The sequence below is a fragment of the Actinoplanes nipponensis genome (assembly GCF_016862275.1).
Taxonomy (GTDB): Bacteria; Actinomycetota; Actinomycetes; order Mycobacteriales; family Micromonosporaceae; genus Actinoplanes; species Actinoplanes nipponensis.
The window spans coordinates 62037-82137 of record NZ_BOMQ01000088.1; the positions used below are offsets into that span (position 1 = coordinate 62037).

The 20101-nt window shown below is 75.9% G+C and carries 19 protein-coding genes; 6 read left to right on the forward strand and 13 right to left on the reverse strand.

Features of this window, described 5'->3' with window-relative positions; all coding sequences use genetic code 11:
* The first annotated feature begins 45 nt into the window (after nt 1–45).
* On the forward strand, nt 46–2832 hold the full coding sequence (locus Ani05nite_RS35930; RefSeq protein ID WP_203775869.1) for an AfsR/SARP family transcriptional regulator: 2787 nt from the start codon (nt 46–48) through the stop codon (nt 2830–2832).
* A 95-nt stretch (nt 2833–2927) separates the two neighbouring features.
* The gene (locus Ani05nite_RS35935) at nt 2928–6227 is read left to right on the forward strand and encodes a S8 family serine peptidase (RefSeq protein ID WP_203775871.1); all 3300 of its coding nucleotides are present in this window, start codon (nt 2928–2930) and stop codon (nt 6225–6227) included.
* A 45-nt stretch (nt 6228–6272) separates the two neighbouring features.
* On the opposite strand, the gene Ani05nite_RS35940 is transcribed toward Ani05nite_RS35935, so the two are convergent.
* Both Ani05nite_RS35940 and Ani05nite_RS35945 read right to left on the reverse strand, forming a co-directional pair.
* Nucleotides 6273–6890, reverse strand: coding sequence for a VOC family protein (locus Ani05nite_RS35940; protein ID WP_203775873.1), 618 nt, complete (start codon nt 6888–6890; stop codon nt 6273–6275).
* Between the two features lie 10 nt (nt 6891–6900).
* A complete protein-coding gene (locus Ani05nite_RS35945; protein ID WP_203775875.1) occupies nt 6901–7785 on the reverse strand; it encodes a class I SAM-dependent methyltransferase in 885 nt (294 codons plus the stop codon).
* A gap of 52 nt (nt 7786–7837) precedes the next feature.
* Between Ani05nite_RS35945 and Ani05nite_RS35950 the strand changes: the two genes are divergently transcribed.
* Nucleotides 7838–8440: a TetR/AcrR family transcriptional regulator gene (locus tag Ani05nite_RS35950; protein ID WP_203775877.1), complete on the forward strand. Its 603-nt coding sequence runs from the start codon at nt 7838–7840 to the stop codon at nt 8438–8440.
* 29 nt (nt 8441–8469) lie between these two features.
* Here Ani05nite_RS35950 and Ani05nite_RS35955 read toward each other — a convergent pair whose 3' ends face one another.
* Genes Ani05nite_RS35955 through Ani05nite_RS42025 form a run of 3 tightly spaced genes read right to left on the reverse strand, consistent with a single transcriptional unit; the run spans nt 8470 to nt 10851 of the window.
* The gene (locus tag Ani05nite_RS35955) at nt 8470–8880 is read right to left on the reverse strand and encodes a PPOX class F420-dependent oxidoreductase (RefSeq protein WP_203775879.1); all 411 of its coding nucleotides are present in this window, start codon (nt 8878–8880) and stop codon (nt 8470–8472) included.
* Between the two features lie 19 nt (nt 8881–8899).
* On the reverse strand, nt 8900–10159 hold the full coding sequence (locus Ani05nite_RS35960; protein ID WP_239130983.1) for a sensor histidine kinase: 1260 nt from the start codon (nt 10157–10159) through the stop codon (nt 8900–8902).
* A 14-nt stretch (nt 10160–10173) separates the two neighbouring features.
* Nucleotides 10174–10851, reverse strand: coding sequence for a response regulator transcription factor (locus Ani05nite_RS42025; protein ID WP_203775881.1), 678 nt, complete (start codon nt 10849–10851; stop codon nt 10174–10176).
* Nucleotides 10852–11010: 159 nt separating this feature from the next.
* Here Ani05nite_RS42025 and Ani05nite_RS35970 point away from each other — a divergent pair, with 159 nt between their 5' ends.
* Nucleotides 11011–11574 (forward strand): DUF2231 domain-containing protein, encoded by a 564-nt coding sequence (locus Ani05nite_RS35970; RefSeq protein ID WP_203775883.1) that lies wholly within the window; start codon nt 11011–11013, stop codon nt 11572–11574.
* Between the two features lie 19 nt (nt 11575–11593).
* Here the strand turns inward: Ani05nite_RS35970 and Ani05nite_RS35975 are convergent, their stop codons facing one another.
* Genes Ani05nite_RS35975 through Ani05nite_RS35985 form a run of 3 tightly spaced genes read right to left on the reverse strand, consistent with a single transcriptional unit; the run spans nt 11594 to nt 14237 of the window.
* Nucleotides 11594–12379, reverse strand: a complete 786-nt coding sequence (locus Ani05nite_RS35975; protein ID WP_203775885.1) for an FAD:protein FMN transferase — start codon at nt 12377–12379, stop codon at nt 11594–11596.
* Nucleotides 12376–12801: an FMN-binding protein gene (locus tag Ani05nite_RS35980; RefSeq protein ID WP_203775888.1), complete on the reverse strand. Its 426-nt coding sequence runs from the start codon at nt 12799–12801 to the stop codon at nt 12376–12378. The genes Ani05nite_RS35975 and Ani05nite_RS35980 overlap by 4 nt, the downstream gene beginning before the upstream one ends.
* An 11-nt stretch (nt 12802–12812) precedes the next feature.
* Nucleotides 12813–14237, reverse strand: coding sequence for a ferredoxin reductase family protein (locus tag Ani05nite_RS35985; RefSeq protein ID WP_203775890.1), 1425 nt, complete (start codon nt 14235–14237; stop codon nt 12813–12815).
* 210 nt (nt 14238–14447) lie between these two features.
* Between Ani05nite_RS35985 and Ani05nite_RS35990 the strand changes: the two genes are divergently transcribed.
* The gene (locus Ani05nite_RS35990; protein WP_203775892.1) at nt 14448–15557 is read left to right on the forward strand and encodes a globin domain-containing protein; all 1110 of its coding nucleotides are present in this window, start codon (nt 14448–14450) and stop codon (nt 15555–15557) included.
* 63 nt (nt 15558–15620) lie between these two features.
* A complete protein-coding gene (locus Ani05nite_RS35995) occupies nt 15621–15800 on the forward strand; it encodes a hypothetical protein (RefSeq protein ID WP_203775894.1) in 180 nt (59 codons plus the stop codon).
* Here the strand turns inward: Ani05nite_RS35995 and Ani05nite_RS36000 are convergent.
* The 5 genes from Ani05nite_RS36000 to Ani05nite_RS36020 all read right to left on the reverse strand — a co-directional run bounded on the left by Ani05nite_RS36000 (nt 15790) and on the right by Ani05nite_RS36020 (nt 19984).
* Nucleotides 15790–16587 carry a class I SAM-dependent methyltransferase gene (locus tag Ani05nite_RS36000; protein WP_203775896.1) on the reverse strand — a complete coding sequence of 266 codons (798 nt, stop codon included), beginning with the start codon at nt 16585–16587 and terminating at the stop codon, nt 15790–15792. The two genes, Ani05nite_RS35995 and Ani05nite_RS36000, sit on opposite strands and share 11 nt — an antisense overlap.
* Nucleotides 16588–16598: 11 nt before the next feature.
* Nucleotides 16599–17261: an alpha/beta hydrolase gene (locus Ani05nite_RS36005; protein WP_203775898.1), complete on the reverse strand. Its 663-nt coding sequence runs from the start codon at nt 17259–17261 to the stop codon at nt 16599–16601.
* Nucleotides 17262–17474: 213 nt separating this feature from the next.
* On the reverse strand, nt 17475–17969 hold the full coding sequence (locus Ani05nite_RS36010; protein ID WP_203775900.1) for a carboxypeptidase-like regulatory domain-containing protein: 495 nt from the start codon (nt 17967–17969) through the stop codon (nt 17475–17477).
* Nucleotides 17966–18652 carry an RNA polymerase sigma factor gene (locus tag Ani05nite_RS36015; protein ID WP_203775902.1) on the reverse strand — a complete coding sequence of 229 codons (687 nt, stop codon included), beginning with the start codon at nt 18650–18652 and terminating at the stop codon, nt 17966–17968. The genes Ani05nite_RS36010 and Ani05nite_RS36015 overlap by 4 nt, the downstream gene beginning before the upstream one ends.
* Nucleotides 18653–18736: 84 nt before the next feature.
* Nucleotides 18737–19984, reverse strand: a complete 1248-nt coding sequence (locus Ani05nite_RS36020) for a S8 family peptidase (RefSeq protein WP_203775904.1) — start codon at nt 19982–19984, stop codon at nt 18737–18739.
* Between the last annotated feature and the right edge of the window lie 117 nt (nt 19985–20101).

The window sequence follows — 20101 nt, forward strand, 5'->3', positions numbered from 1 at the left end:
GAAAGTCAATGGCCAGCTCAGTGGACGGTCCGGGGGGCTGATTCGGTGGAGTTCCGGTTGCTCGGGCCGGTGGTCGCGGCCGTCGGCGCGGAGGAGGTCGAGCTGGGTCCGGCCCGGCAACGGGCGCTGCTGGCCGCGCTCCTGGTCGACGGCGGACGGCCGGTGCCGCCCACCGTCCTCATCGGACGCGTCTGGGGCGAGGCCCAGCCCGCCCGGGTCCGGCACGCGCTGCACGTCTACCTGTCCCAGTTGCGGCGGTCGCTGCCGGTGGAGATCCGCCGTGAGGCCGGCGGATACCGTCTGGTCATCGAGCCGGAAGCCGTCGACCTCCACCAGTTCGACGCGCTGACCCGTGCCGGCGGCTGCCAGGCGCAGCGGCGCCGGGAGTCGCTCGGCCAGGCGCTCGCGCTGTGGCGCGGCCAGCCGCTGACCGGAGTGGGCGGGGACTGGGCCGACTCCGTACGGGTGCTGTGGCACCGCAAACGCGTCGAGGCGGCAGTGGCCTGGTCAAGAGCGCACCGCGAGCCGGCCGAGGCGCGGTCGCTGGTCGGCCCGCTCAGCAGCCTCGTGGCGGAGTATCCCCTGGTCGAGCCGCTCGCCGCGGAGTACATGCGGGCCCTGCACCAGACCGGGCGCAGTGCCGAGGCGCTGCAGCACTTCTCGGTGGTGCGGGCCCGGCTGGCGGCAGAGCTCGGCGCGGACCCCGGCGCCGAGCTGTGCGCGCTCAACCGGGACATCCTGCGTCTGCGGCCGGCCGACGACCCGGCGCCGGGACTGCCGCCGGCCCCGGCGCCCCCGCCCCGGCAGTTGCCGGTTGACGTCAGGGGGTTCGTGGGCCGGGCCGGCGCCCTCGCCCGGCTCGACCGGCTCGCCGACGGCGTCACCGCCGGCGGCACGGACGGCGGGACGGCCGTCATCGTCACCGTGTCGGGCACCGCCGGCGTCGGCAAGACCGCGCTGGCCGTGCACTGGGCCCACCGGGTCGCGCACCGCTTCCCCGACGGCCAGCTGTACGTCGACCTGCGGGGCTTCGATCCCGGCGGCGTGCCGATGACGCCGGCCGAGGCGATCCGCGGCTTCCTGGAGGCGCTCGGTTCGCCACCGGAGCGGCAGCCCGCGGAGCCGGCCGCGCGGAGCGGCCTGTACCGCACGCTGCTGGCCGACAAACGCATGCTGGTGGTGCTGGACAACGCCCGGGCCGCCGACCAGATCCGCCCGCTGCTGCCGGCCGGGCCCGGCTGCCTCGTCCTGATCACCAGCCGGCACGGGCTGACCGGCCTGCTCGCCGCCGAGGCCGCGCACGCCGTGCCGCTGGGAATGCTCGACACCGGCGAGGCCCGCGATCTGCTGACCGCGCGCCTGGGGGCCGAGCGCACGGCCGCCCAGGCCGGCGCCGTCGACACCATCATCGGGCGGTGTGCCCGGCTCCCCCTCGCCCTGGCCATCGCCGCGGCCCGCGCCGCGGCGCGACCCGACCTGCCGCTGGCGGCGCTCGCCGGCGAACTCCGCGACGGGGAGCGGCTCGACGCCCTCTCGACCGGGGACGTCGGGGCGGACGTGCGGTCGGTCTTCCGCTGGTCGTACGAGGCCCTCAGCCCGCCGGCGGCACGGCTGTTCGGCCGGCTGGGACTGCACCCGGCGCCCGCCTTCTCCGAGAGTGCCGCGGCGAGCCTCGCGGGCGTACCCGTGCCGCAGGTGCGCCCGCTGCTCGCCGAGCTGGTCCGGGCCCAGCTGGCCGCCGAGCCCACCCCGGGCCGGTACGCGATGCACGACCTGCTGCACGAGTACAGCAGCCGGCTGGCGCCCGACGCCGGCAGCGCCGAAGCGACCGCCCGGATGCGGGAGCACTATCTGCACTCGGCCCGCGCCGCCGACCGGCTGCTCGAACCGGCCCGGGTGCCGGCGCCCGTCGATGCTCCCCGCGCCGGCGTCACGGTCGACGCGCCCGCCGGCCACGAGCAGGCCATGCGCTGGTTCATCGCCGAGCAGCACGTGCTGCTCGCCCTCCTCGAGCAGGTGGCGCGGGCCGCCCCCGGCCCGTACGTCTGGCAGCTGGCCGAGGCCCTGGCCGCCTTCCTGTACCGGCGCGGCATGGGACACGACCAGCTGACGGTCCAGGGCCTGGCGCTGCGTGCCGCGCAGCGCTGCGCGGCCGGCGCCGCGGAGGGTGGCGCCCACATCCACCTGGCCCGGTCGTACCTGCGGCTGCGCCGCGACGACGAGGCCGAGACCCACCTGCGCGCGGCCCTGGAGCTGTTCGTGCGGCTCGGCGAGGCGGACGGCCAGGCGCGGGCCCACCACTACCTCGGCGCCCTCCGGGAACAACAGGGCCGGTACCGGGAGGCCGTCGACCACGGCGAGCAGGCGGTCGCGATCTGCCGGGCCGGCGGCCTGCGCTTCGGGCTGGGACACGCGCTGAACGCGGTCGGCTGGCACCAGATCCGCCTGGGCGGCCACCACGAGGCGATCGCCCACTGCCGGGAGGCGATCGCGGTGACCCGCGAGCTCGGGGACCGGGCCGGGCAGGCCAACTCGTGGGACACCCTCGGGTACGCCCGCCACCATCTGGGCGACCACGATGCGGCCGCCGCCGGCTACCGGCGGGCGATCGCGCTGTACCGCGAGCTCGACGACCGCTACTACGAGTCGGTCGGCCTGGTTCATCTCGCCGAGACCCTGCAGGCCGCGGGCCGGGCGGCGGATGCCCGCGACGCGTACCGCACGGCGCTCGCCCTGCTCGACGAGCTCGGCCACGCCGACGCCGGCCTGATCCGGCGCCGACTCTCCATAGTGGCCGACCGGCGGCCCGACGGCCTTCGGGCGCGCTTCTGAGCGGCGACGGCGGCCGGCAGGTTGCGCTGCTGTGGAACAGTCACGGCCATCTATGGGCGCCGGGCCATGAGGGCCCGGCTGACGGGAGGCCCGGCATGCGTCTGCGAAAATGGCCCGCTGCTCTGCTCGCCGTGGGGACGGCTGCCGCGCTCGGCGCGGCCGCGCCCGCCGCGGCGTCCGCGGCACCCGTTCCGGCGGGGACACCCGGGACGGCGGCCGGCACATCGACCAGCATCACGCTGATCACCGGTGACCGGGTGACCGTCGCGCCGGGCGGCCGCACCGGCATCGACCGCGGGCCCGGCCGCTCCGGCATGCGGTTCGTCAGCCACCGGGCCGGGCGGCACCAGTACGTCATCCCGGTGGACGCGCTGCCGCTGGTCCGCAGCGGGCGGGTGGATCAGCGGCTGTTCGACGTCAGCGCGCTGCGCGACTTCGGGTACACCGGCGAGGCCGAGCTGCCGTTGCTGCTCGCGTACCCCCGGACCGGCAACCGCAAGGGACCGGCCGGCGCGCGTTCGGCGACCGGCGGAACGGCCCGCGTGGCCCGCGATCTGTCCGAAGTGGGCGCGCTCGCGGTGCGGGCCTCGCGCCCGGCGCGCGCCGAGCTGTGGACCTCGCTGACCACCGGCCCGGCCACGGCCCGGGCCCTGAGCTCGGGCATCGAGCGGATCTACCTCGACGGCAAGCGCAAGCTCGACCTGGACGTCAGCGTGCCGCAGATCGGCGCGCCGCAGGCGTGGCGGGCGGGGCTGGACGGCACCGGCGTGACCGTGGCGGTCCTGGACTCCGGCATCGACGCCACCCACCCGGACTTCGCCGGGAAGATCGTCGCGAGTGAGAACTTCACCACCGACCCGAACGCCGACGACGTGGTGGGCCACGGCACGCACGTCGCCTCGATCATCGCCGGCAGCGGCGCGAAGTCCGGCGGAAAGTACCGGGGTGTGGCGCCGGGCGCGAAGCTGGCGATCGGCAAGGTGTGCGAGACCGAGTTCTGCGAGGAGTCGGCGATCCTGGCCGGCATGCAGTGGGCGGCCCGGACCGCCCCGGTCGTCAACATCAGCCTGGGCGGGGACGACGCGCCGGGGCTCGACCCGCTGGAGCAGGCCGTCGACGAGCTCACCGCCGCGCACGGGGCCCTGTTCGTGGTCGCGGCCGGCAACGCCGGCGGCACCGCGACGGTCGGCTCCCCCGGCAGCGCCGACGCGGCCCTCACCGTCGGCGCGGTGGACGACCAGGACCAGCTGGCCGACTTCTCCAGCCGCGGCCCCCGGGTCGGCGACGACGCCATCAAGCCGGACATCACCGCGCCCGGCGTGGACATCGTCGCGGCCGGCGCCGCCCACGGCCAGATCGGCACGCCCGCGGCAGCGGGCTACGTGAGCCTGTCCGGCACCTCGATGGCCACCCCGCACGTGGCCGGCGCGGCGGCGATCCTCACCCAGCAGCATCCCGGCTGGTCTCCGCGGCAGCGCAAGACCCTGCTGATGGGCGCCGCCCAGCCGGCCGCGGGCGCGGACGTCTTCGGCCAGGGCGCGGGCCGCGTCGACGTGGCCCGGGTGGTGCGCCAGGCGGTGTCGGTGGACGAGGGCAGCGTCAGCTTCGGCCGGCAGTTGTGGCCGCACGGCGACGACGTCCCGGTCACCCGGACCGTCACGTACCGCAACGGCGGCGCCGCGCCGATCACCCTGGCGCTGACGCTGACCGCCGACTCGGACACGTTCTCGCTGGCCGCTTCCCACCTCACCGTGCCGGCCGGCGGCACCGCCACGACCACGGTCACGGCGGACACGCGCGGACCGGGCGCCGACGGCTTCAAGACCGGCCGCCTGGTCGCGACCGGCCCCGGCGACGTCCGGGTGCAGACGCCGGTGGCGGTCAACCGCGAGGTGGAGAGCTACGACGTCACGTTCCGCCACGTCGGCCGGGACGGGCAGGCGGCCGAGCACTTCACGTCGCTGAACCGGCTGGGCGACTTCTCGATCCACGAGCTGTCCGGCAGCGCGGCGACCGACACGCTCCGGCTGCCCAAGGGCGAGTACGGCCTGTTCACCTGGATCTACGGCGCGGACGACGTGACCATGCTGGCCCAGCCGAAGCTCGTGGTGGACGGCCCCCGGACGGTCATGCTGGACGCCCGCACCGGCCGGCCGGTGACGATCACCGTGCCGCGCCGGGACGCGACGCCGGCCCTGATCGCGGTCAACGCCGACTGGGTCACCGAGGACTCCGGGGTGGGCGCCTCCGCCCTGTCCGCGGGCGGGGACGACCTGTTCGTCGGCCAGGCCGGCCCGCGTGCCCGGCAGGCCGGCTTCTACGGCTCGGTCAGCGCGACCTTCGCCAAGTTCGACCCGGCGGCGGAGACGTTCCGGGACACGCCGTTCACGTACAACCTCGCGTACCTGCGGAAGGGGGCGTTCTACACCGGGTTCACCAAGCACGTGCGGGCCGGCGAGCTGGCCACGGTGAAGTCCCGCTTCGCCCGCGAGGCCGACGGCGTCACCGGCGTCAAGCTCGACTGGGCCGACCACGGCGTGAACATCGGCGGCTGGGCCGTGGGCCTGCCGTTCGGGCTGCCGTCGCGGCGCACCGAGTGGCTCAGCACCGAGGGCGCGACCACCTGGTCCGGCGAGTTCGATCAGGAGGCGCCGGGCGACCCGGACAGCTTCCCCGAGCTGCTGACCATCGCGGCCTCGCCCACCCAGCGGTACCGGGCGGGACGGACCTACCGCGAGGACTGGAACCGGGCGGTGTTCGCACCCTCGGTGGCCGGCGACATCGACGCGGCGATGCGGGTGAAGGACCTGATCGTGGCCGGCGTGCCGATGTTCGGCGACGGCAGCGGGCACTGGGGCGACGCACGCACCGACACCGCGCGCATCGCGCTGTACTCCGGGGGCACGCTGATCGGGGAGGTCCCGTCCGGCTACGCCGAGTTCGAGGTGCCGCCGGGCGCGCGGCCGTACCGGCTGGAACAATCGGTCACCCGCGGCGCGCCGTTCCGGCTGTCCACCTCGGTCAGCGCGGCGTGGACGTTCCGCTCGGCGACGGCCGGCGCCACGCCGGTCCGCCTGCCGCTGTCCACCGTGCGTTTCAGCCCGCCGGTCGACGCCGGCAACGGGGCGCCGGCCGGCGCCACGGTCACCATCGGGGTCACCGTGGAGCGGCCGACCAGGTCGGCGGCCAGGCCCGACCGCGGACTGACGGTCGAGTTCTCCACCGATGACGGCCGGACCTGGCGGCCGGTCCGGGTGCGGGGCGCGGGCGATCACCGGACGGTACGGGTGCCCGGCCCGGCCGGGGGCGGCTACGTGTCGCTGCGGGCGCACGCCCGGGACGCCGCGGGCAACACCGCCGTGGTGACGGTGCTGCGGGCGTACGCCGTCGGGTAGCCCCGTGGGCGACGGGGCGGCGGGCCCAGGCCGGCCGCCCCGGACTCACTTGGGTGGCTCGGTGCCCGTCTGCTCGCTGACCAGATACTCCGCGTACCAGTCGGGCCAGTTCGCGTCCGCCTCGCCGGTGCGCTGTTCGTGCTCGCCGTGCGCGGCCGCGGCGCGCCGCAGCGCGCCGGCGAGGTCCTGCGCCGACGCGTAGGTCGTCACCCCGGGGTCGACGCGCCCGGGCAGCCGGCTGGTGACCTCCTGGAGCAACCAGCCGTTGCCGTCCGGGTCGCTGAACGCGACGAGCGAGTTGTAGCTGGCCCGGTCGGGCGCGGGCCCGTCGCCGCGGCCCTCCGGCGTGCGGTGGAAGATCTCGCCGGCCCGGACGCCGCGCCGGACCAGGTCGTCCCGGGCGGCCGCGATGTCGGCGACGATCAGGAACAGCCCCTGCGCGGAACCCGGTGGGGCCGCCGCCGTGCCCGGGGCGAAGTGGATGGAGCAGGGCGAGCCCGGCGGGGTGAACTGGATGGCCCGGCTGCCGCCCAGGACGAAGTCGGCGTCGAGCCGCCACCCGAGGCCGGCGTAGAAGGCCTTCGCCCGGTCCAGGTCCGCGACCGGCAGGGTGACCACCTCCAGCTTCCGGTCGGCGCCGTCACGGTTGTCCGATGTAGCCATCGCGGCCTCCTCAGGTCTCGGGGACCACCGTGTCACCGCCCCGCATCCCCCGGCCAGTGCCTCGGGCCGGGGGAATGGGCGCATCGTGACAACGTCCCCGGCCGGTCCGTACGGCGGTGACCGCCAGGGTCGTGAGCCGCATCGTGAAGCGGCCGCCCACCGCGTCGATGGCGGCGCCGACCGCGCGGAGGATCTCGGCCGTGCGGTCCGCCGGCAGCCGGGTCAGGCCGCCGGTGGTGGGCAGCAGGGCCAGCCAGTCGTCGCGCCGGTAGGTCCGGTCGGTGTCGAAGCGCCACTGCTCGGGCTCGGCGAACCGGCCGGTCTCGCGGAGCCGGGCGGCGACCTGCGCGTAGCCGTCCTGGTAGGTCTCCAGCGGCCGCCGGGTGGGTGCGGCGGCGAACGGCGAGTCCGGCGCCACCCGCCGGTACGCCGCGGCGAACGGCTCGGCCACCTCGGGCGGCGGCTCGAACACGTGCCCGAAGACGGCCAGCCGCCCGGACGGCCGCAGCACCCGGGCCGCCTGGGCCGCGCCGGCGGCCGGGTCGATCCAGTGCCACGACTGGGCGGCGATCACCGTGTCGAACGTCCGGCCGGCCGGCTCCCAGTCCTCGAAGGCCGCCACCTCGACCGGCAGGCCGCGATTCCGGGCGAAGGCGGCCATCCGGGCGTCGGGCTCGACGCCGAGCACCGTGCAGCCGGCGGCCTGGAACTGCCGCGCGGCGATGCCGGTGCCGCAGCCCACGTCGAGCACGTCGGGGCCGGGGCTGCCCGCCACGACGCGCGCCACCAGGGCCTCGGGGTAGCCGGGGCGGGCCCGGTCGTAGCGGGGCGCGTCCGTGCCGAACGACTCGGCCAGCTGCCGCGCCCGGTGCGGCTCGGGCGGTAGAGTGGGCATGTGCCCACGCTAATGGGCGCCTGCCCACTATGCAACGCCGAGGGGATGCCGCGTGCCGACCGGGGTCCATCTGCGCGACGCGCGCCAGCAGCTCTTCGACGCCGCCGAACGCGTGCTGCTGCGCGCCGGCCCCTCCGGGCTGACCAGCCGGGCCGTCACCGACGAGGCGGGCTGCGCCAAGGGCGTCCTGCACCGGCACTTCGCCGACTTCGACGACTTCCTCGCCGGGCTCGTGCTCGACCGGGCCGCGCAGCTCGAGACGCAGGCCGGCGCGCTGCGCGACGCCGCCGGAGCGGGCACGCCGGCCGGCAACCTCACCGCGGCGCTGACCACCCTGTTCGGGCCGGTGCCGCTGGCGATCATCCCGCTCATCACCTTCCGCGACGAGCTGCGCGCGCGGCTGCGCAGGGCCCGGCCCGGCGGCGGCATCGCGATCCTGGGCCAGGTCACCGCCGCGGTCTCGGCGTACCTGGCCGACGAGCAGGCCCGGGGCCGCATCGCCGCCGGCGCCGACCTCGACTCGCTCACCCTGTCGCTGGTCGGCGGCGGGCACCTGCTGTTCGCGGACCGCGACGGCGGCCCGCCGGACCCGGCCGCCGTGCGCCGGTTCGTGACAACGGTGCTGGCCGACGTGGTGCCCCGCCGGCAGTCCTGAGGCTCCGCGGCCCGACCGGGCCGCTCGCCTCACTGCTCCCGCAGCTTGCCCCACACGTGCCAGCGCTCGATCTCCACCTGCGCGCTCACCCGGGCCCGCTCCCGATTCGGGTACGCGTTGCCGGTGTAGTGCCGCGCCAGCCGGTCGATGTCCCGCAGGCCCTCGTCGTCGGCGATCGACACGACCCGGCCCTGCAGGCTCACGTGGGTGTACCAGTTGTCGCCGTCCAGCACGGTCAGCGAGACCCGCGGGTCGGCCGCCAGGTGCTTGAGCCGGGCCCGTTCGGCGTCGAGCCCCAGCAGCACCCGCCCGTCGTCCTCGAGCAGGTACCAGGTGGCCACGGTCACCGGACGACCGTCGGCGGCGACGGTGGCCATGACCGCGGGGTTCGGCTGCTTCAGGAGGTCGAGGACGGGCTGCGGCAGGGGCGGAGTAGGCATGCGGAGAGCCTAGTGGTGCTCATCCGGGGACGCCCGCGGCGTCCGTGGCGCCGTGGTCGCCGCCCCGCCCGGCACCGGGCAGGTGGATGGTGAACGCGGCGCCCCGCCCCGGCTGTCCCCACGCCTCGATGGTGCCCCCGTGCCCGGTGATGACCTCCCGGGCCAGGGCCAGGCCGAGCCCGAACCGGCGGTGATCGCCGTGGCCGCCGCGGGCGAAGCGGGCGAACAGCCGCTCGGCGTCCGCCGGGTCGAAGCCGGAGCCGTCGTCGCGGACGACGACGGTGACCTGGTCGTCCCGCCGGCCGAGGGTGACGCTCACGTGCCCGCCGGCCGGGGTGTGGCTCAGCGCGTTGTCGACCAGCGCGGTGAGCACCCGCCGCAGGGCGGCCCGGTGCCCGGGCACCACCGCCGGCCCGCCGGCGGCCGCGGTCAGGGTCAGCCGCACGTCCTGGTCGCGGGCCCGGTTGGCCTGTTCGGCGACGACCTCCGCGGCGACCGCGCCGAGATCGACCGGGGCGCGGTCGGCCTCGCGCCGACTGAGCTGGGTGGACAGCAGCAGGTCGTCGACCACCTCGCCGAGGTGCCGGGTGCCGAGCACGAGCTGGTCGACGTCGGCGCCGACGTCCGCCACGCCGGCGCCGGCCCGCAGGTCCAGCTGCAGCAGCTGGGCCCGGGTGTGCAGCTGCGTCAGCGGGGTGCGCAGCTCGTGGCTCGCGTCCGCGACGAACCGCCGTTGCCGGGCCAGGGCGTCGGCCAGCGGGGCCGTCGCGCGCCGGGCGAGCAGCGCGGCCGACAGCGCCGCTATGAGCAGGCCGACCACCTCGCCGACGGCCAGCGCGCCGAGCAGCCGTTCGCGTTCGTCGTGCTGCTCGTGCCGGCTCAGCACGACCTGCACCACGCCGGTTCCCCGTGGCCGGGTCAGCACCAGGTAGCCACCCTCGCGGCCGCCGGCCCGGGCCGTCTCGCTCGCGCCCCCGGCGCGGACCCGGGCGAGGGCGGCGCGGTCGGGGAACCCCGGGGGTGCGCCCTCGGTGGCCGCGACCGGGCCACCGGCGTCCGCGATGAAGATCCACACGTCGGGCGGCGGATCGGCCACATCGTCCGCGCTCGCCGCCGTCTGGCGCAGCAGCGCCGTGGCGGCGGCGTTCTGGCTGCGGCTCACCACGAACAGGGCCAGCGCGCCCAGGACCAGCAGGCTCACGGTGATCGCGGCGGCGGTCTGCACGGCGATGACACGCCGGGCCCGGGTCAGCAGGATCTGGTCCGGGTCGGCGCTCACCAGCCGCGCGCGCCTCATCCGGGCCCGAGGCGGTAGCCCACCCCGCGTACGGTGGCGACCGCCTCGGCCCCGAGCTTGCGCCGCAGGTAGTGCACGTAGGTGTCGACCAGGGCGACCCCGGAGGCGTCGGGAAAGACCCGGGCCAGGATCTCCTCGCGGGTGAACGCCCGCGCCGGGTGCTGGGCGAGCAGCCGCAACAGGTCGCTCTCGCGACCCGACAACGCCACGAGTGATCCGTCCGGGTACGCCACCGTCCGGGAGATCAGGTCGAACGCCGCGCCGCCGACCGCCAGCCGCTGCGCCGAGGCGTCGCGCCGGCGCAGCAGCACCCGGGCCCGGGCCAGGAGCTCCTCGACCTCGAACGGCTTGACCAGGTAGTCCTCGGCGCCGCCGTCCAGGCCGGCCACCCGGTCGGCCACCGTGCCGAGCGCGGTGAGCACGAGCGCCGGCACGGTGACGCCGGACCGGCGCAGCCGGCCGAGCAGATCGAGGCCCTCGATGGCCGGCAGGCCCCGGTCGAGGATCATCAGGTCGTAGGCGCGGGTCAGCGCCAGGTGCAGCCCGGCCTGGCCGTCCGGGGCCAGGTCGCCAGCGTACCCGGCCCCGCGGAACAGGCGCAGCAGCAGCGGGCCGAGCTCGCGGTCGTCCTCCACCACCAGCACCTTCGCCGCGGGTCGGGCAGCGTCTGTCATGGCGTCACTCTCCCAGGCGGACACGCCGTCACCCCGGCAGCCTTCCCGGTGGAAATGGGAGAACTCCAAGATTCGCCGTCCTAGCCTTTGCTGAGATTTCGGGCCGAAGGCGACATCGGCGGCCCGGATCGCCTCCATCGCCGTTCCGGAAGGACATCCATGGGCTCTGTCAACGGGCTGCCGGCGCACATCCTGCTGGTGCACGCCATCGTGGTTCTGCTGCCGCTCGCCGCCCTGCTGCTCGTACTGTGCGCGGTCTGGCCCGCGGCCCGCCGGCGCTTCGCCGGGCCCAACGCCTTGCTGTCGCTGGTCGTCCTCGCCCTCGTGCCGGTCACGACGAGCGCCGGCGAGTGGCTGGAGCACCGGCTCCCCGGCACGCCGCTGCTGGAGGAGCACGCGGAGCTGGGCGACACCGCGATCTGGGTCGCGATTCCGGTGGCGCTGCTGGCGCTGGTGATCTGGTGGCGGCACCGGGAGGCCGGCGCGGCCGGCGGGTCGGCCGACGGGTCGGCCGGCGGGTCGGCCGGGACGACAGCGGTCCGGCAGCGCGCCTATCTCGCGCCGCTCTCCCGCACGGTCACCCGGGTCATCATCGTGCTCGCCGTCGTCGTCGCCGGGTCGGCCGGCTACGACACCTACCGGATCGGCGACTCCGGCGCCAAGGCGGCCTGGACCGGCAACTTCAGCCCCACGCCCACCGGCGAGGGGCCTGACGGCGACTGAGCGCACCGGCCGGCCGCCGTCAGGGCGCCGGCCAGCCGGTGGTGGACCGCACCAGGCCCGACCGCGTCACCAGCAGGGCCTCGTACCCGTCGAGGCCCTCGAGCCAGGGCAGCGCGGCCGGGCCGCGGGCCGCGGCCGCGGTGGCGTGGACGTCGGCCCACAGCAGGGTGGGGCCGGTGACCGTCACGGCCCGGGTCGCGGTGGCGGGCCGCCGGGTGTGCGGGTCGATGATGTGCGCGCCGCGATGGGCGCTGCCGGAGGTGGCGACCGCCCCGGAGCGGCAGGCGAGCACCCGCATGATCCGGGCCGGGTCCCGCGGGTGCTCCAGGCCGACGCGCCAGGCCGGCTGACCGTCCGGCGCGTGCACCAGGACGTCGCCCCCGGCGTTGAGGCACCAGCCGTAGCCGTCCAGGCCGGCCAGATGCCGGGCGGCGCGTTCGACCGCCCACCCCTTCACCAGGCCGGACGGGTCGTAGCGGGGCCCGCCGGGGCGCGGGCCGGGCAGCGCGCGCGGGTCGAACCAGCCCTCGGTGCGCCGCCGGGCCTCGTCGCCGAGCGCGAGGACCAGCGCGAGCATCGGATCGGCGTCGGCCGGGCGGAGCGCGCCGCGCTCCCACGCGGACAGATCACTGTCGTCCCGGTACGGGCTGAGCACGGCGTCGACCTGCCGCAACTCGGCGTACACGGCGGCCACCCGGTCACCGGCCTCGGCCCCGGTGAGCCGGTCGCCGCGCAGGTGGATGCTGACCGGCAGGCCCATGACCTGCTCGACCCACGCCCGCTGCGGTACGGCGGTGGTGCTCATCCGAGGTGGGCGGCGTCGAGGGCGGCCTGCAGCGACTCGCGGTAGCCGTCGCTGGTGACCGTGGCGCCGGAGACGGTGTCGATGTCCGCGTTCTGCGCCGCCAGGGTCTCCTGCCGCAGCACCGGCAGGGCGTACGCGTTGATCTCCTGGTCCTTGCCGTTCCCGGACGGGTACACCGGTACCGCCACGTCGGTGATCCTGCCGTCGGTGACGGTGATGGCGACCTGCACGTCGCCCCACCGGGTGGCGGCCACCGAGCCGGTGTAGGTCTTGCCGCCGCCGGCCGCCGTGGCCGCCGGCCCGGTGGCGGTGGTCGTCTGTGCGGCGCCGGCCGGTGCGGGGCTGCCGGTGCTGGTGCGGTAGCTGAACAGCAGCACCAGGGCTGCCACGGTGGAGAACAGCCACAGGGTGATCCGTCTCATCGTCGCCTCTCTTACCAGGAGAACAGTTCGGTGTGCAGGCGCCCGGCCGGAACCCCGGCGCCCCGCGCGGCGGCCCGGGCCGCCTCGGTCCACGAGTCCGGTCCGCACACGAAGACGTGGGACCGGGCGATGTCGGGAACGATCCCGCGCAGGGCCTCGGCGTCGCCGTGGCCGGCGAACTGCCCCGGCAGCCACGACGGCCGGGCCGCCCGGGGGCCGAGCAGGCGGACCACGCGCACCCCCCGCTGGGTGGCGAACCAGTCCAGCTCGCCGCGGAACGCCACCTCGGCCGCGCTGCGCGCCCGGTAGACCAGGGTCGCCTCGCCCGGGCCGTACGGCAGCTCCCCGAGCAGCGACAGCAGCGGCGTGACCCCGATCCCGCAGGCCAGCAGCACCACCGGCCCGCCGGGGTAGGTCTCGCCGGTCAGCTTGCCGTACGGGCCCTCGATCAGCGCCCGCGTCCCGGGCCGCAGCGACGCGACGCGGGCGCTGCCGTCACCGAGATCCTTGACGGTGATACGCAGCAGCTGCCCGTTCGGGGTGGCCGACAGCGAGTACGGGTGCGACCGCGACCAGCTCGGACCGTCCAGGAACCGCCACTGGAAGAACTGTCCCGCCCGCACCGGCAGCTCACCGAGCCGCCGGCCGGTCAGGTAGACCGAGGTCAGCCCGGGACCCTCCGGCGTCACGTGCGAGACGACCAGGCGGTGCCGCCAGGACCGCCACGCGGGCAGGCCCAGCCGGTAGGTGAGGACCGCGCCGGCGGACACGGCGTACAGGCTCCACCAGTACGCCGTCGACGCCGGCGAGCCGATGAAGTCCGTGCCGGTCCACAGCTGGTGCGGCAGCGCGAGCCCGACGCCGAGGTAGGCGTACAGGTGCAGCAGGTGCCAGGACTCGTAGCGCAGCCGGCGGCGCGCCGCCCGGATCGAGGTCACCACCACCAGGACCAGGGCCAGGGTGCCGGCGGTGGCCAGCAGCATGCCGGGATAGGTGCGGATCATGTCCCACAGCTCGGCGAACGCGTCGGCGTGGGCGGCGCCGGCATAGCCGAGGGTGATCAGCACGATGTGGCCGATCATCAGCCAGAACGAGGCGAAGCCGGTCCACCGGTGCCAGCGGGCCAGCCGGTCCTGCCCGAAGGCCCGTTCCACCAGCGGGATCCGGGCCATCAGCAGCACCTGCACCAGCAGCAGGTCCGAGGCCCAGAGGCCGGTGAGGCGGCCGAGCGCCGACACCGCGCCGGCGCCCCCGCCGGCGAGTTCGCGCACGCCGCCGTGGGCCACCCACAGCGCCGTGACGATCAGCAGGCTGACCCCGGCGCCGACGCCGCCCAGGTCGCCCCACCAGCGCGGGGTCACGAGGGGCCGCGGGCGGACCGGGCCCGGCGGGGCCGGGCGCGGCGAGGCGGTGCTCCGATGCGTTGTCGCGGTCATGACTGCACCATCGGTCGCGCACCTGAGAAAGACCGAGCCGGCAGCTATGCGTCAGCTATGAGGTCGCTATGAACGACGGACGGGTGCTCCCCGCGCGCCGTCGTCGCACCACGGGTGCGACGCCCGCCGCCGGGCTCGGCGACCCTGATCGCACGGGCCGGCGCCGCCGGCCGCCGGCCCCGGCCGGACCGCCACCTCGGAGGGGCATCGATGACCAGCCTGTCGACCATCCTCAAGGAGAGCTGGGGCCTGGTCGAGGACCGCAAGGACCGGGTCGCGGCGCACTTCTACGCCCGGCTGTTCCTGTCCCACCCGCAGCTGCGGGAGCTGTTCCCGGTCCAGATGGACACCCAACGGGCGCGGCTGCTCGGCGCCATCGTCTCCGCCGTGCAGAACTTCGACAACCCCGAGGGGATCGACGGCTACCTGCGCTCCCTGGGCCGGGACCACCGCAAGTTCCACGTCACGCCGGAGCACTACGCCCAGGTCAAGGTCGCGCTGATCGACGCGATCCGCAGCCACGCCGGCGAGCAGTGGACCTCCGTGTACGAGCAGGCCTGGAACGACGTCTACGACCACATCGCCGCCACGATGACCGCCGGTGCGGCCGGGGACACCAACCCGCCGTACTGGCACGCCGAGGTCGTCCACCACGAACGCCGCGGCGCCGACGTCGCGGTCTTCACCTGCCGGCCCCTGCAGCCGCTGGCGTTCCGCGCCGGCCAGTACGTCAGCATCGAATGCGGCTACCAGCCGCGGCTGTGGCGCACCTACTCCATCGCGAACGCCCCACGCGCGGACGGCACCCTGGACTTCCACGTCCGGGCGGCCGGCGGGGGCTGGGTCTCCGGCGCCCTGGTCCGCCGGCTCCGGGCCGGGGACATGCTGCGCCTGGCCGCGCCGATGGGGTCGATGACCCTCGACCCGCAGTCGCGCCGCGACATCGTCTTCATCACCGGCGGCACCGGCCTGGCCCCGGTCAAGGCGCTGCTGGACGAGCTGACCCGCTACAACCGCACCCGGTGGATCCACCTGTTCCGGGGCGAACGGCAGCGCGACGACTTCTACGACCACGAGCACCTCGACCGGATCGCCGAGAGCTTCCCGTGGCTCACCATCGTCCGCGCGGTCAGCGACGAACAGGGCTACCCCGGGGAGCGGGGCGCCATCCCGGACGTCGTCTCCCGGCACGGGCCGTGGCGCGACCACGACTTCTACGTCGCCGGATCCGCGGCCATGGTCAACGCCACCCTGCGCCGGCTGACCGAGATGTGCATCCCGTCGACCCGCATCAAGTACGACGCGTTCACCGACGCGTGACTGGGTAGCCTGGGCGGTCGAGGCATCGCCGGCCCGCGGCCGGCGGGCGGGGCGAGGAGCGCGATGGCCGACATCGTGGCCTGCCCGGGCTGCGGGCGGCGCAACCGGATAGCACCGACGGCGTCCGGCACGCCGGTGTGCGCCAAGTGCCGCGCCGCCCTGCCGTGGATCGTCGACGCGGGCGACGGCACCTGCGCCGACGGGGTGGAGAGATCACCGCTCGAGCAGGCCCTCACCACCTGACCGTCGCACCGGCCGCCGGCGTCCCCTCCCGCCCGCGACGGGCGGTGACGATCCAGGCCCGCGCATCGAACCAGACACCGTCGTCGCGCCGGTGCTCGGCGAGCGCCCGGCGCAGCCGCTCGACCGTCTGCGCCGCGGCGGCGGGCTCAAGGCGCCGCAGGACCTCGCTGGTGCAGGTGAAACCGCGGATCCAGGCGAGGGCCGTCGCGACGTCCGGGCCGTAGTGGACCGGCTCACGGACGTCGGTGAAGGCGACGCCGTCGAATCCGGCGGCGCGCAGGATCGCCGTCACCGTCGCCGGGTCGGCCAGCGAGAACGGATCCGGCCCGGCGGGCGCGGCCGCCCCGAGGGACCGGCGGATCACCACGTCCCACTCGTTGTGCTCCCGGGCCTGCCACACCATCATCACCAGCCGGCCACCGGGGCGCAGCGCCCGCCCGACGGTGGCGAACGCGGCGACGGGATCGGCGAAGAACATCGTGCCGAACCTGCTCATGGCCAGGTCGAAGTGCGCCGGCGGGAGGCGGTGGACCTGCGCGTCGCCCTGCTCGAAGGTGACGTTGCCGAGCCCCTCGGCCCGGGCCAGCTCGCGGGCGCGCGCGATCGCGGCCGCCGAGACGTCGACCCCGAGGGCCTCGCCGGCGGTGGCCGTCCGCGCCGCCTGGCGGGTGGTCTGCCCGGTGCCGCAGCCGATGTCGAGGACACGGTCGGCGGGCCGGACCCGGGTCGCGCGGACCAGCACCTCGTGGTGGCGCCACAGTTCGGCGTCGTAGTCGACGGGGGCCATCGCGACCCGGCTCAGAACCCGGCCGCGGCGGCGTACGCCACCAGCCGGCCGGCCAGCTCGCGCGGGCGGCTCAGGGCCGGGGTGTGCCCGCCGTCGATCTCGTCGGGGACGACGCCCAGCCTCTCCCGGGCGACGCGGCGCACGTAGCCGAGCGGCAGGAGGCGGTCGTCGCGGCAGAGCAGGACCCGCGTGGGGACGTCGGGCCAGGCGGTGAGCGGCGACGGCTCGGCCATCCTGGCCTCGGACTGGCGCCGGCCCCGGCTCAGCGCCTCGGCCGCCAGCGCCGGCGGAACGTCCTGATAGAACAGGGCGATCTCGTCGTCGAAGGAGTCGCCGGCCTCCTCCCCGTACCGCGTGTGGGCCCAGTAGTCGGCCGGCGCCTCGCCCGGGGCGGGAATCAGCGGGGCGACCAGGACGAGCAGACCGACCGGCACCCGGTCGCAGACGAGCGGGGCGGTGAAGCCGCCGGCCGACTGCGCCACGACGACGAGGTCACGCCGGTCACCGACGGCGGCGGCCACCGCGTCGGCGTACTCGGGCAGGCCCGCCGTGTCGTCGTCGCAGGGCAGGTCGGGGGCCACGACCTCATGGCCGCGGGCCCGCAGCTCGGCCGCCACGAGGTGCCAGTACCAGCCGACGTCACCGGCGCCGTGGATCAGGACGAAGGTCGCCATGGCCGTCTCCTTCCGCTGCGGCGAGGCTAAGCCACGGCACCGACACTTTCCGGCGCCGTCGGGGGCCCGCCGGCGGCTCCCGCGCGGGGCGCAGCGACATCGACGTGCTCGCCGTGGTGGCCGGCGGCCTCACCGACGCCCGGGCGGCCACCGTCGAACGCCCCAAGGCGCGGGCCGGGCGTCCGCCCGGGCCCGGTGAGCCGGGCGCGGCGCCTACAGCCGGAAGGTGCTGGTCACGACCTGCCGCCCGCCGGGGAGTTCGCAGGCCACGCTGAACAGGCCGACCGGCGGCGGGGCGATGCGGAAGCAGCCGTCCTCGTCGACCGGGACGGTGCTGGTCTGCCCGCCGTCGAGCCGGAGGGTCACCTCGGCCGGGCCGGGCGGCACCAGCAGCCCGAGCAGCGCGGAGGGTGACACGCCCAGTTCCACGGTGAGACCGGGGGCGGCGAAGCTCAGCGTCCGCAGCTCGGCCTCCTCGGCCCGCAGGCCGGCCAGGGCCGCCGTCTCGGCGCGGGAGTCGTGGACGAGCTCGGCCAGTTCGGCGTCGACGGTGCGCCAGGTGTAGACCGCGCGGGCCGCCTCCAGCACCGCCGGCGGGGTGGGGTCGGGGGTGCGCACGGCCTCGTCGAGCGCCCGCAGGAGGTTGTCGTTCTCCTGCCAGTCGTTGCCCATCATGGTCGTCTCCTTCTTCGGCGCCGGCGTGGTCACGGCCTGTCCTGCGGGTCGGCATCGGTCAGCAGGGCCCGCAGGGTGGGGCTGCCGCGCAGCCGGTCCAGGCAGCGGGCCCGGTTCGGGCCGATCGCGCCGCACGGCATGCCGAGCCGCGCGCTGATGTCGGCGTACGAGGTGGGTGGGTCACTCATCAGCAGGCCGAGCAGCCGCCGGCAGCGGTCCGGCAGCTCCGCGAGCGCGGCCCGGAGCGCGGCGGCGCGCTCGTCGGCGATCAGGCGCCCGTCGACCGGGCCGGCTCCGTCGTCCGGGGACCGGGCCAGGTGGGCGACGAGATCGTCGGGTCGCTCCCGGCGTTGCGCGTGGTACAGCCGGGTGCATTCGCGGACCGTGGTGGTCCGCAGCCAGCCCGGCAGGGCCTGCGGCTCGCGCAGCCGGCCGAGGTTCTCCACCAGCCGCAGCCACACGGTCTGGCTCACGTCGGCGGTGTCCGCCGCGTCCAGCCGCCAGCGCCGGCAGGTCGCGTACACCAGCGGAGCGTACCGTTCCACCAGGGCGTTCCACGCCCGCGCGTCGCCGGCCGCCGCCGAGGTGAGCAGGGCGGTGAGCCCGCCGTCGCTCGCGGCGAAGTCCTCGTCGGGTGGTACGCCGCCCGGGATACCGGCCGGGACCGCGTTCGGGTCGCGGCCGGCCGTGCGGCCGGCGGGATCGCCGTCGATCATTGCTGACTCCTCGTCGAGTGGTACGGGCTGGTCCCCGCCAGCGCGGACAATAGCCGCGATAGCCACCTATGCCCCGGATAACGGCTAAATGCAGTCTTTCGGCAGGCGGGCCGCGCTGGCTCCGGCCGCGGCGGCGCGGGTCAGCCGGTGCAGTGCGTCGCGCCCGCCGACCTCACCGCGCCGGACGCGCCCGGCGATCAGGCCGGAGACCCACGCCGCGGCGAACGACGTGCCGCTCCACGCCGCCACCCCGCCGTAGTGCCTCTCCCGGCCCGCTTCCGAGCCGGTCACCCGCACCTCGCCGCCGAAGTAGTTGCTCACCACGTTCACGCCGGGCGCCATCAGCTGCACCCAGTCCGCGTCCGGGCTGAACGCGGCCCGGGTGCCCTTGGCCGTCAGGGCGCCGACCGCCACCACCTCGTCGTACGCCGCCGGCCACAGCGGACGGCGGGACCCCTCCGCGGCCATGCCGTGGTTGCCGGCCGCGGCCACCACGACGGTCTGCGGGCCGAGCAGCCGCAGCGCGGCGGTGAGGGCCAGGGCCGGCTGGTTGTCGCCGGTGAAGAAGCCGGCGGAGATGTTGATGACGTCGATGCCGCGCCCGGCCAGCTCGGCCAGGTCGACGGCGAGCTGCCACGAGGTGCCCTTCGCGTCGTCGCCCAGCGTGGGGTGGACGGTGACCGCCGCGCCCGGCGCGCTCCGCAGGACGGTGCCGGTGACGAAGGTGGCGTGCCCGGCGGTGAACGGCAGGGTGACCTCTTTCTCCCGCGGCAGCAGGGCGTCCGGGGCGGCGAGGTAGCCGCCGGTGAGCGCGCCGCCGTCCCACAGCCGGGTGTCGCAGACGGCGACGGTGGCGCCCTGGCCGTACATGCCGCGATCGCGGGGCAGCCCGCCGGCCAGGCTGCGCGGGCCGCCCCGGGCGGCGTCGTCGTCCGTTTCCGGCGCGGGCAGCACGTAGGCGTCGTCGGCCAGTGACCGGTCCCCCCAGCCGCCGGCCAGCGCCTCGGCCTCGCCCTCCGCGACGGTGGGCAGGTCGCTGCCGCCGCCGCTGATCACGTGGGCGCCGCCGACGGTCTCGACCTCGCGGTTCTTGCCGAACTCCGGCACCCAGCCGTCGAAGGTGTCGCGGAAGTGGGTGCGCAGCTGTTCGAGGAGATCGTCGAGCCGGGAGTGCTTGTCCCGCGCGGTGCCGGCGAGCTCGCGCCCGTGCAGGCTCACCAGGGCGAGGCCGAGGGCCCGGTTCTCGTCGCGAACGCTCAGGTCCACCTCGAGCTCGTTGAGCCCCGCCCGGACCACGTTCAGGTGCGGCAGCGCCACCACCAGTTCGTCCACGCGGTGGAAAGCTTCCCGTGTCGCGGCCTTGTCAGTCATCGTTCCCCCTGCTCGATGTGGTGTTCCGGGTTCACCGATGCGGACCGGCGGGTGCCCTGTTTGATACAAATGTCCCTG

What these genes read in the sequence shown, in the direction of transcription:
- Ani05nite_RS36015 (WP_203775902.1), bottom strand. Translation starts at nt 18,652, where the DNA reads ATGATCGACGGCGATCCCGCCGGCCGCACGGCCGGCCGCGACCCGAAC.
- Ani05nite_RS35955 (WP_203775879.1), bottom strand. Translation starts at nt 8,880, where the DNA reads ATGCCTACTCCGCCCCTGCCGCAGCCCGTCCTCGACCTCCTGAAGCAG.
- Ani05nite_RS35945 (WP_203775875.1), bottom strand. Translation starts at nt 7,785, where the DNA reads ATGCCCACTCTACCGCCCGAGCCGCACCGGGCGCGGCAGCTGGCCGAG.
- Ani05nite_RS35990 (WP_203775892.1), top strand. Translation starts at nt 14,448, where the DNA reads ATGACCAGCCTGTCGACCATCCTCAAGGAGAGCTGGGGCCTGGTCGAG.
- Ani05nite_RS36005 (WP_203775898.1), bottom strand. Translation starts at nt 17,261, where the DNA reads ATGGCGACCTTCGTCCTGATCCACGGCGCCGGTGACGTCGGCTGGTAC.
- Ani05nite_RS35935 (WP_203775871.1), top strand. Translation starts at nt 2,928, where the DNA reads ATGCGTCTGCGAAAATGGCCCGCTGCTCTGCTCGCCGTGGGGACGGCT.
- Ani05nite_RS36000 (WP_203775896.1), bottom strand. Translation starts at nt 16,587, where the DNA reads ATGGCCCCCGTCGACTACGACGCCGAACTGTGGCGCCACCACGAGGTG.
- Ani05nite_RS35940 (WP_203775873.1), bottom strand. Translation starts at nt 6,890, where the DNA reads ATGGCTACATCGGACAACCGTGACGGCGCCGACCGGAAGCTGGAGGTG.
- Ani05nite_RS35995 (WP_203775894.1), top strand. Translation starts at nt 15,621, where the DNA reads ATGGCCGACATCGTGGCCTGCCCGGGCTGCGGGCGGCGCAACCGGATA.
- Ani05nite_RS35970 (WP_203775883.1), top strand. Translation starts at nt 11,011, where the DNA reads ATGGGCTCTGTCAACGGGCTGCCGGCGCACATCCTGCTGGTGCACGCC.
- Ani05nite_RS35985 (WP_203775890.1), bottom strand. Translation starts at nt 14,237, where the DNA reads ATGACCGCGACAACGCATCGGAGCACCGCCTCGCCGCGCCCGGCCCCG.
- Ani05nite_RS35980 (WP_203775888.1), bottom strand. Translation starts at nt 12,801, where the DNA reads ATGAGACGGATCACCCTGTGGCTGTTCTCCACCGTGGCAGCCCTGGTG.
- Ani05nite_RS42025 (WP_203775881.1), bottom strand. Translation starts at nt 10,851, where the DNA reads ATGACAGACGCTGCCCGACCCGCGGCGAAGGTGCTGGTGGTGGAGGAC.
- Ani05nite_RS35975 (WP_203775885.1), bottom strand. Translation starts at nt 12,379, where the DNA reads ATGAGCACCACCGCCGTACCGCAGCGGGCGTGGGTCGAGCAGGTCATG.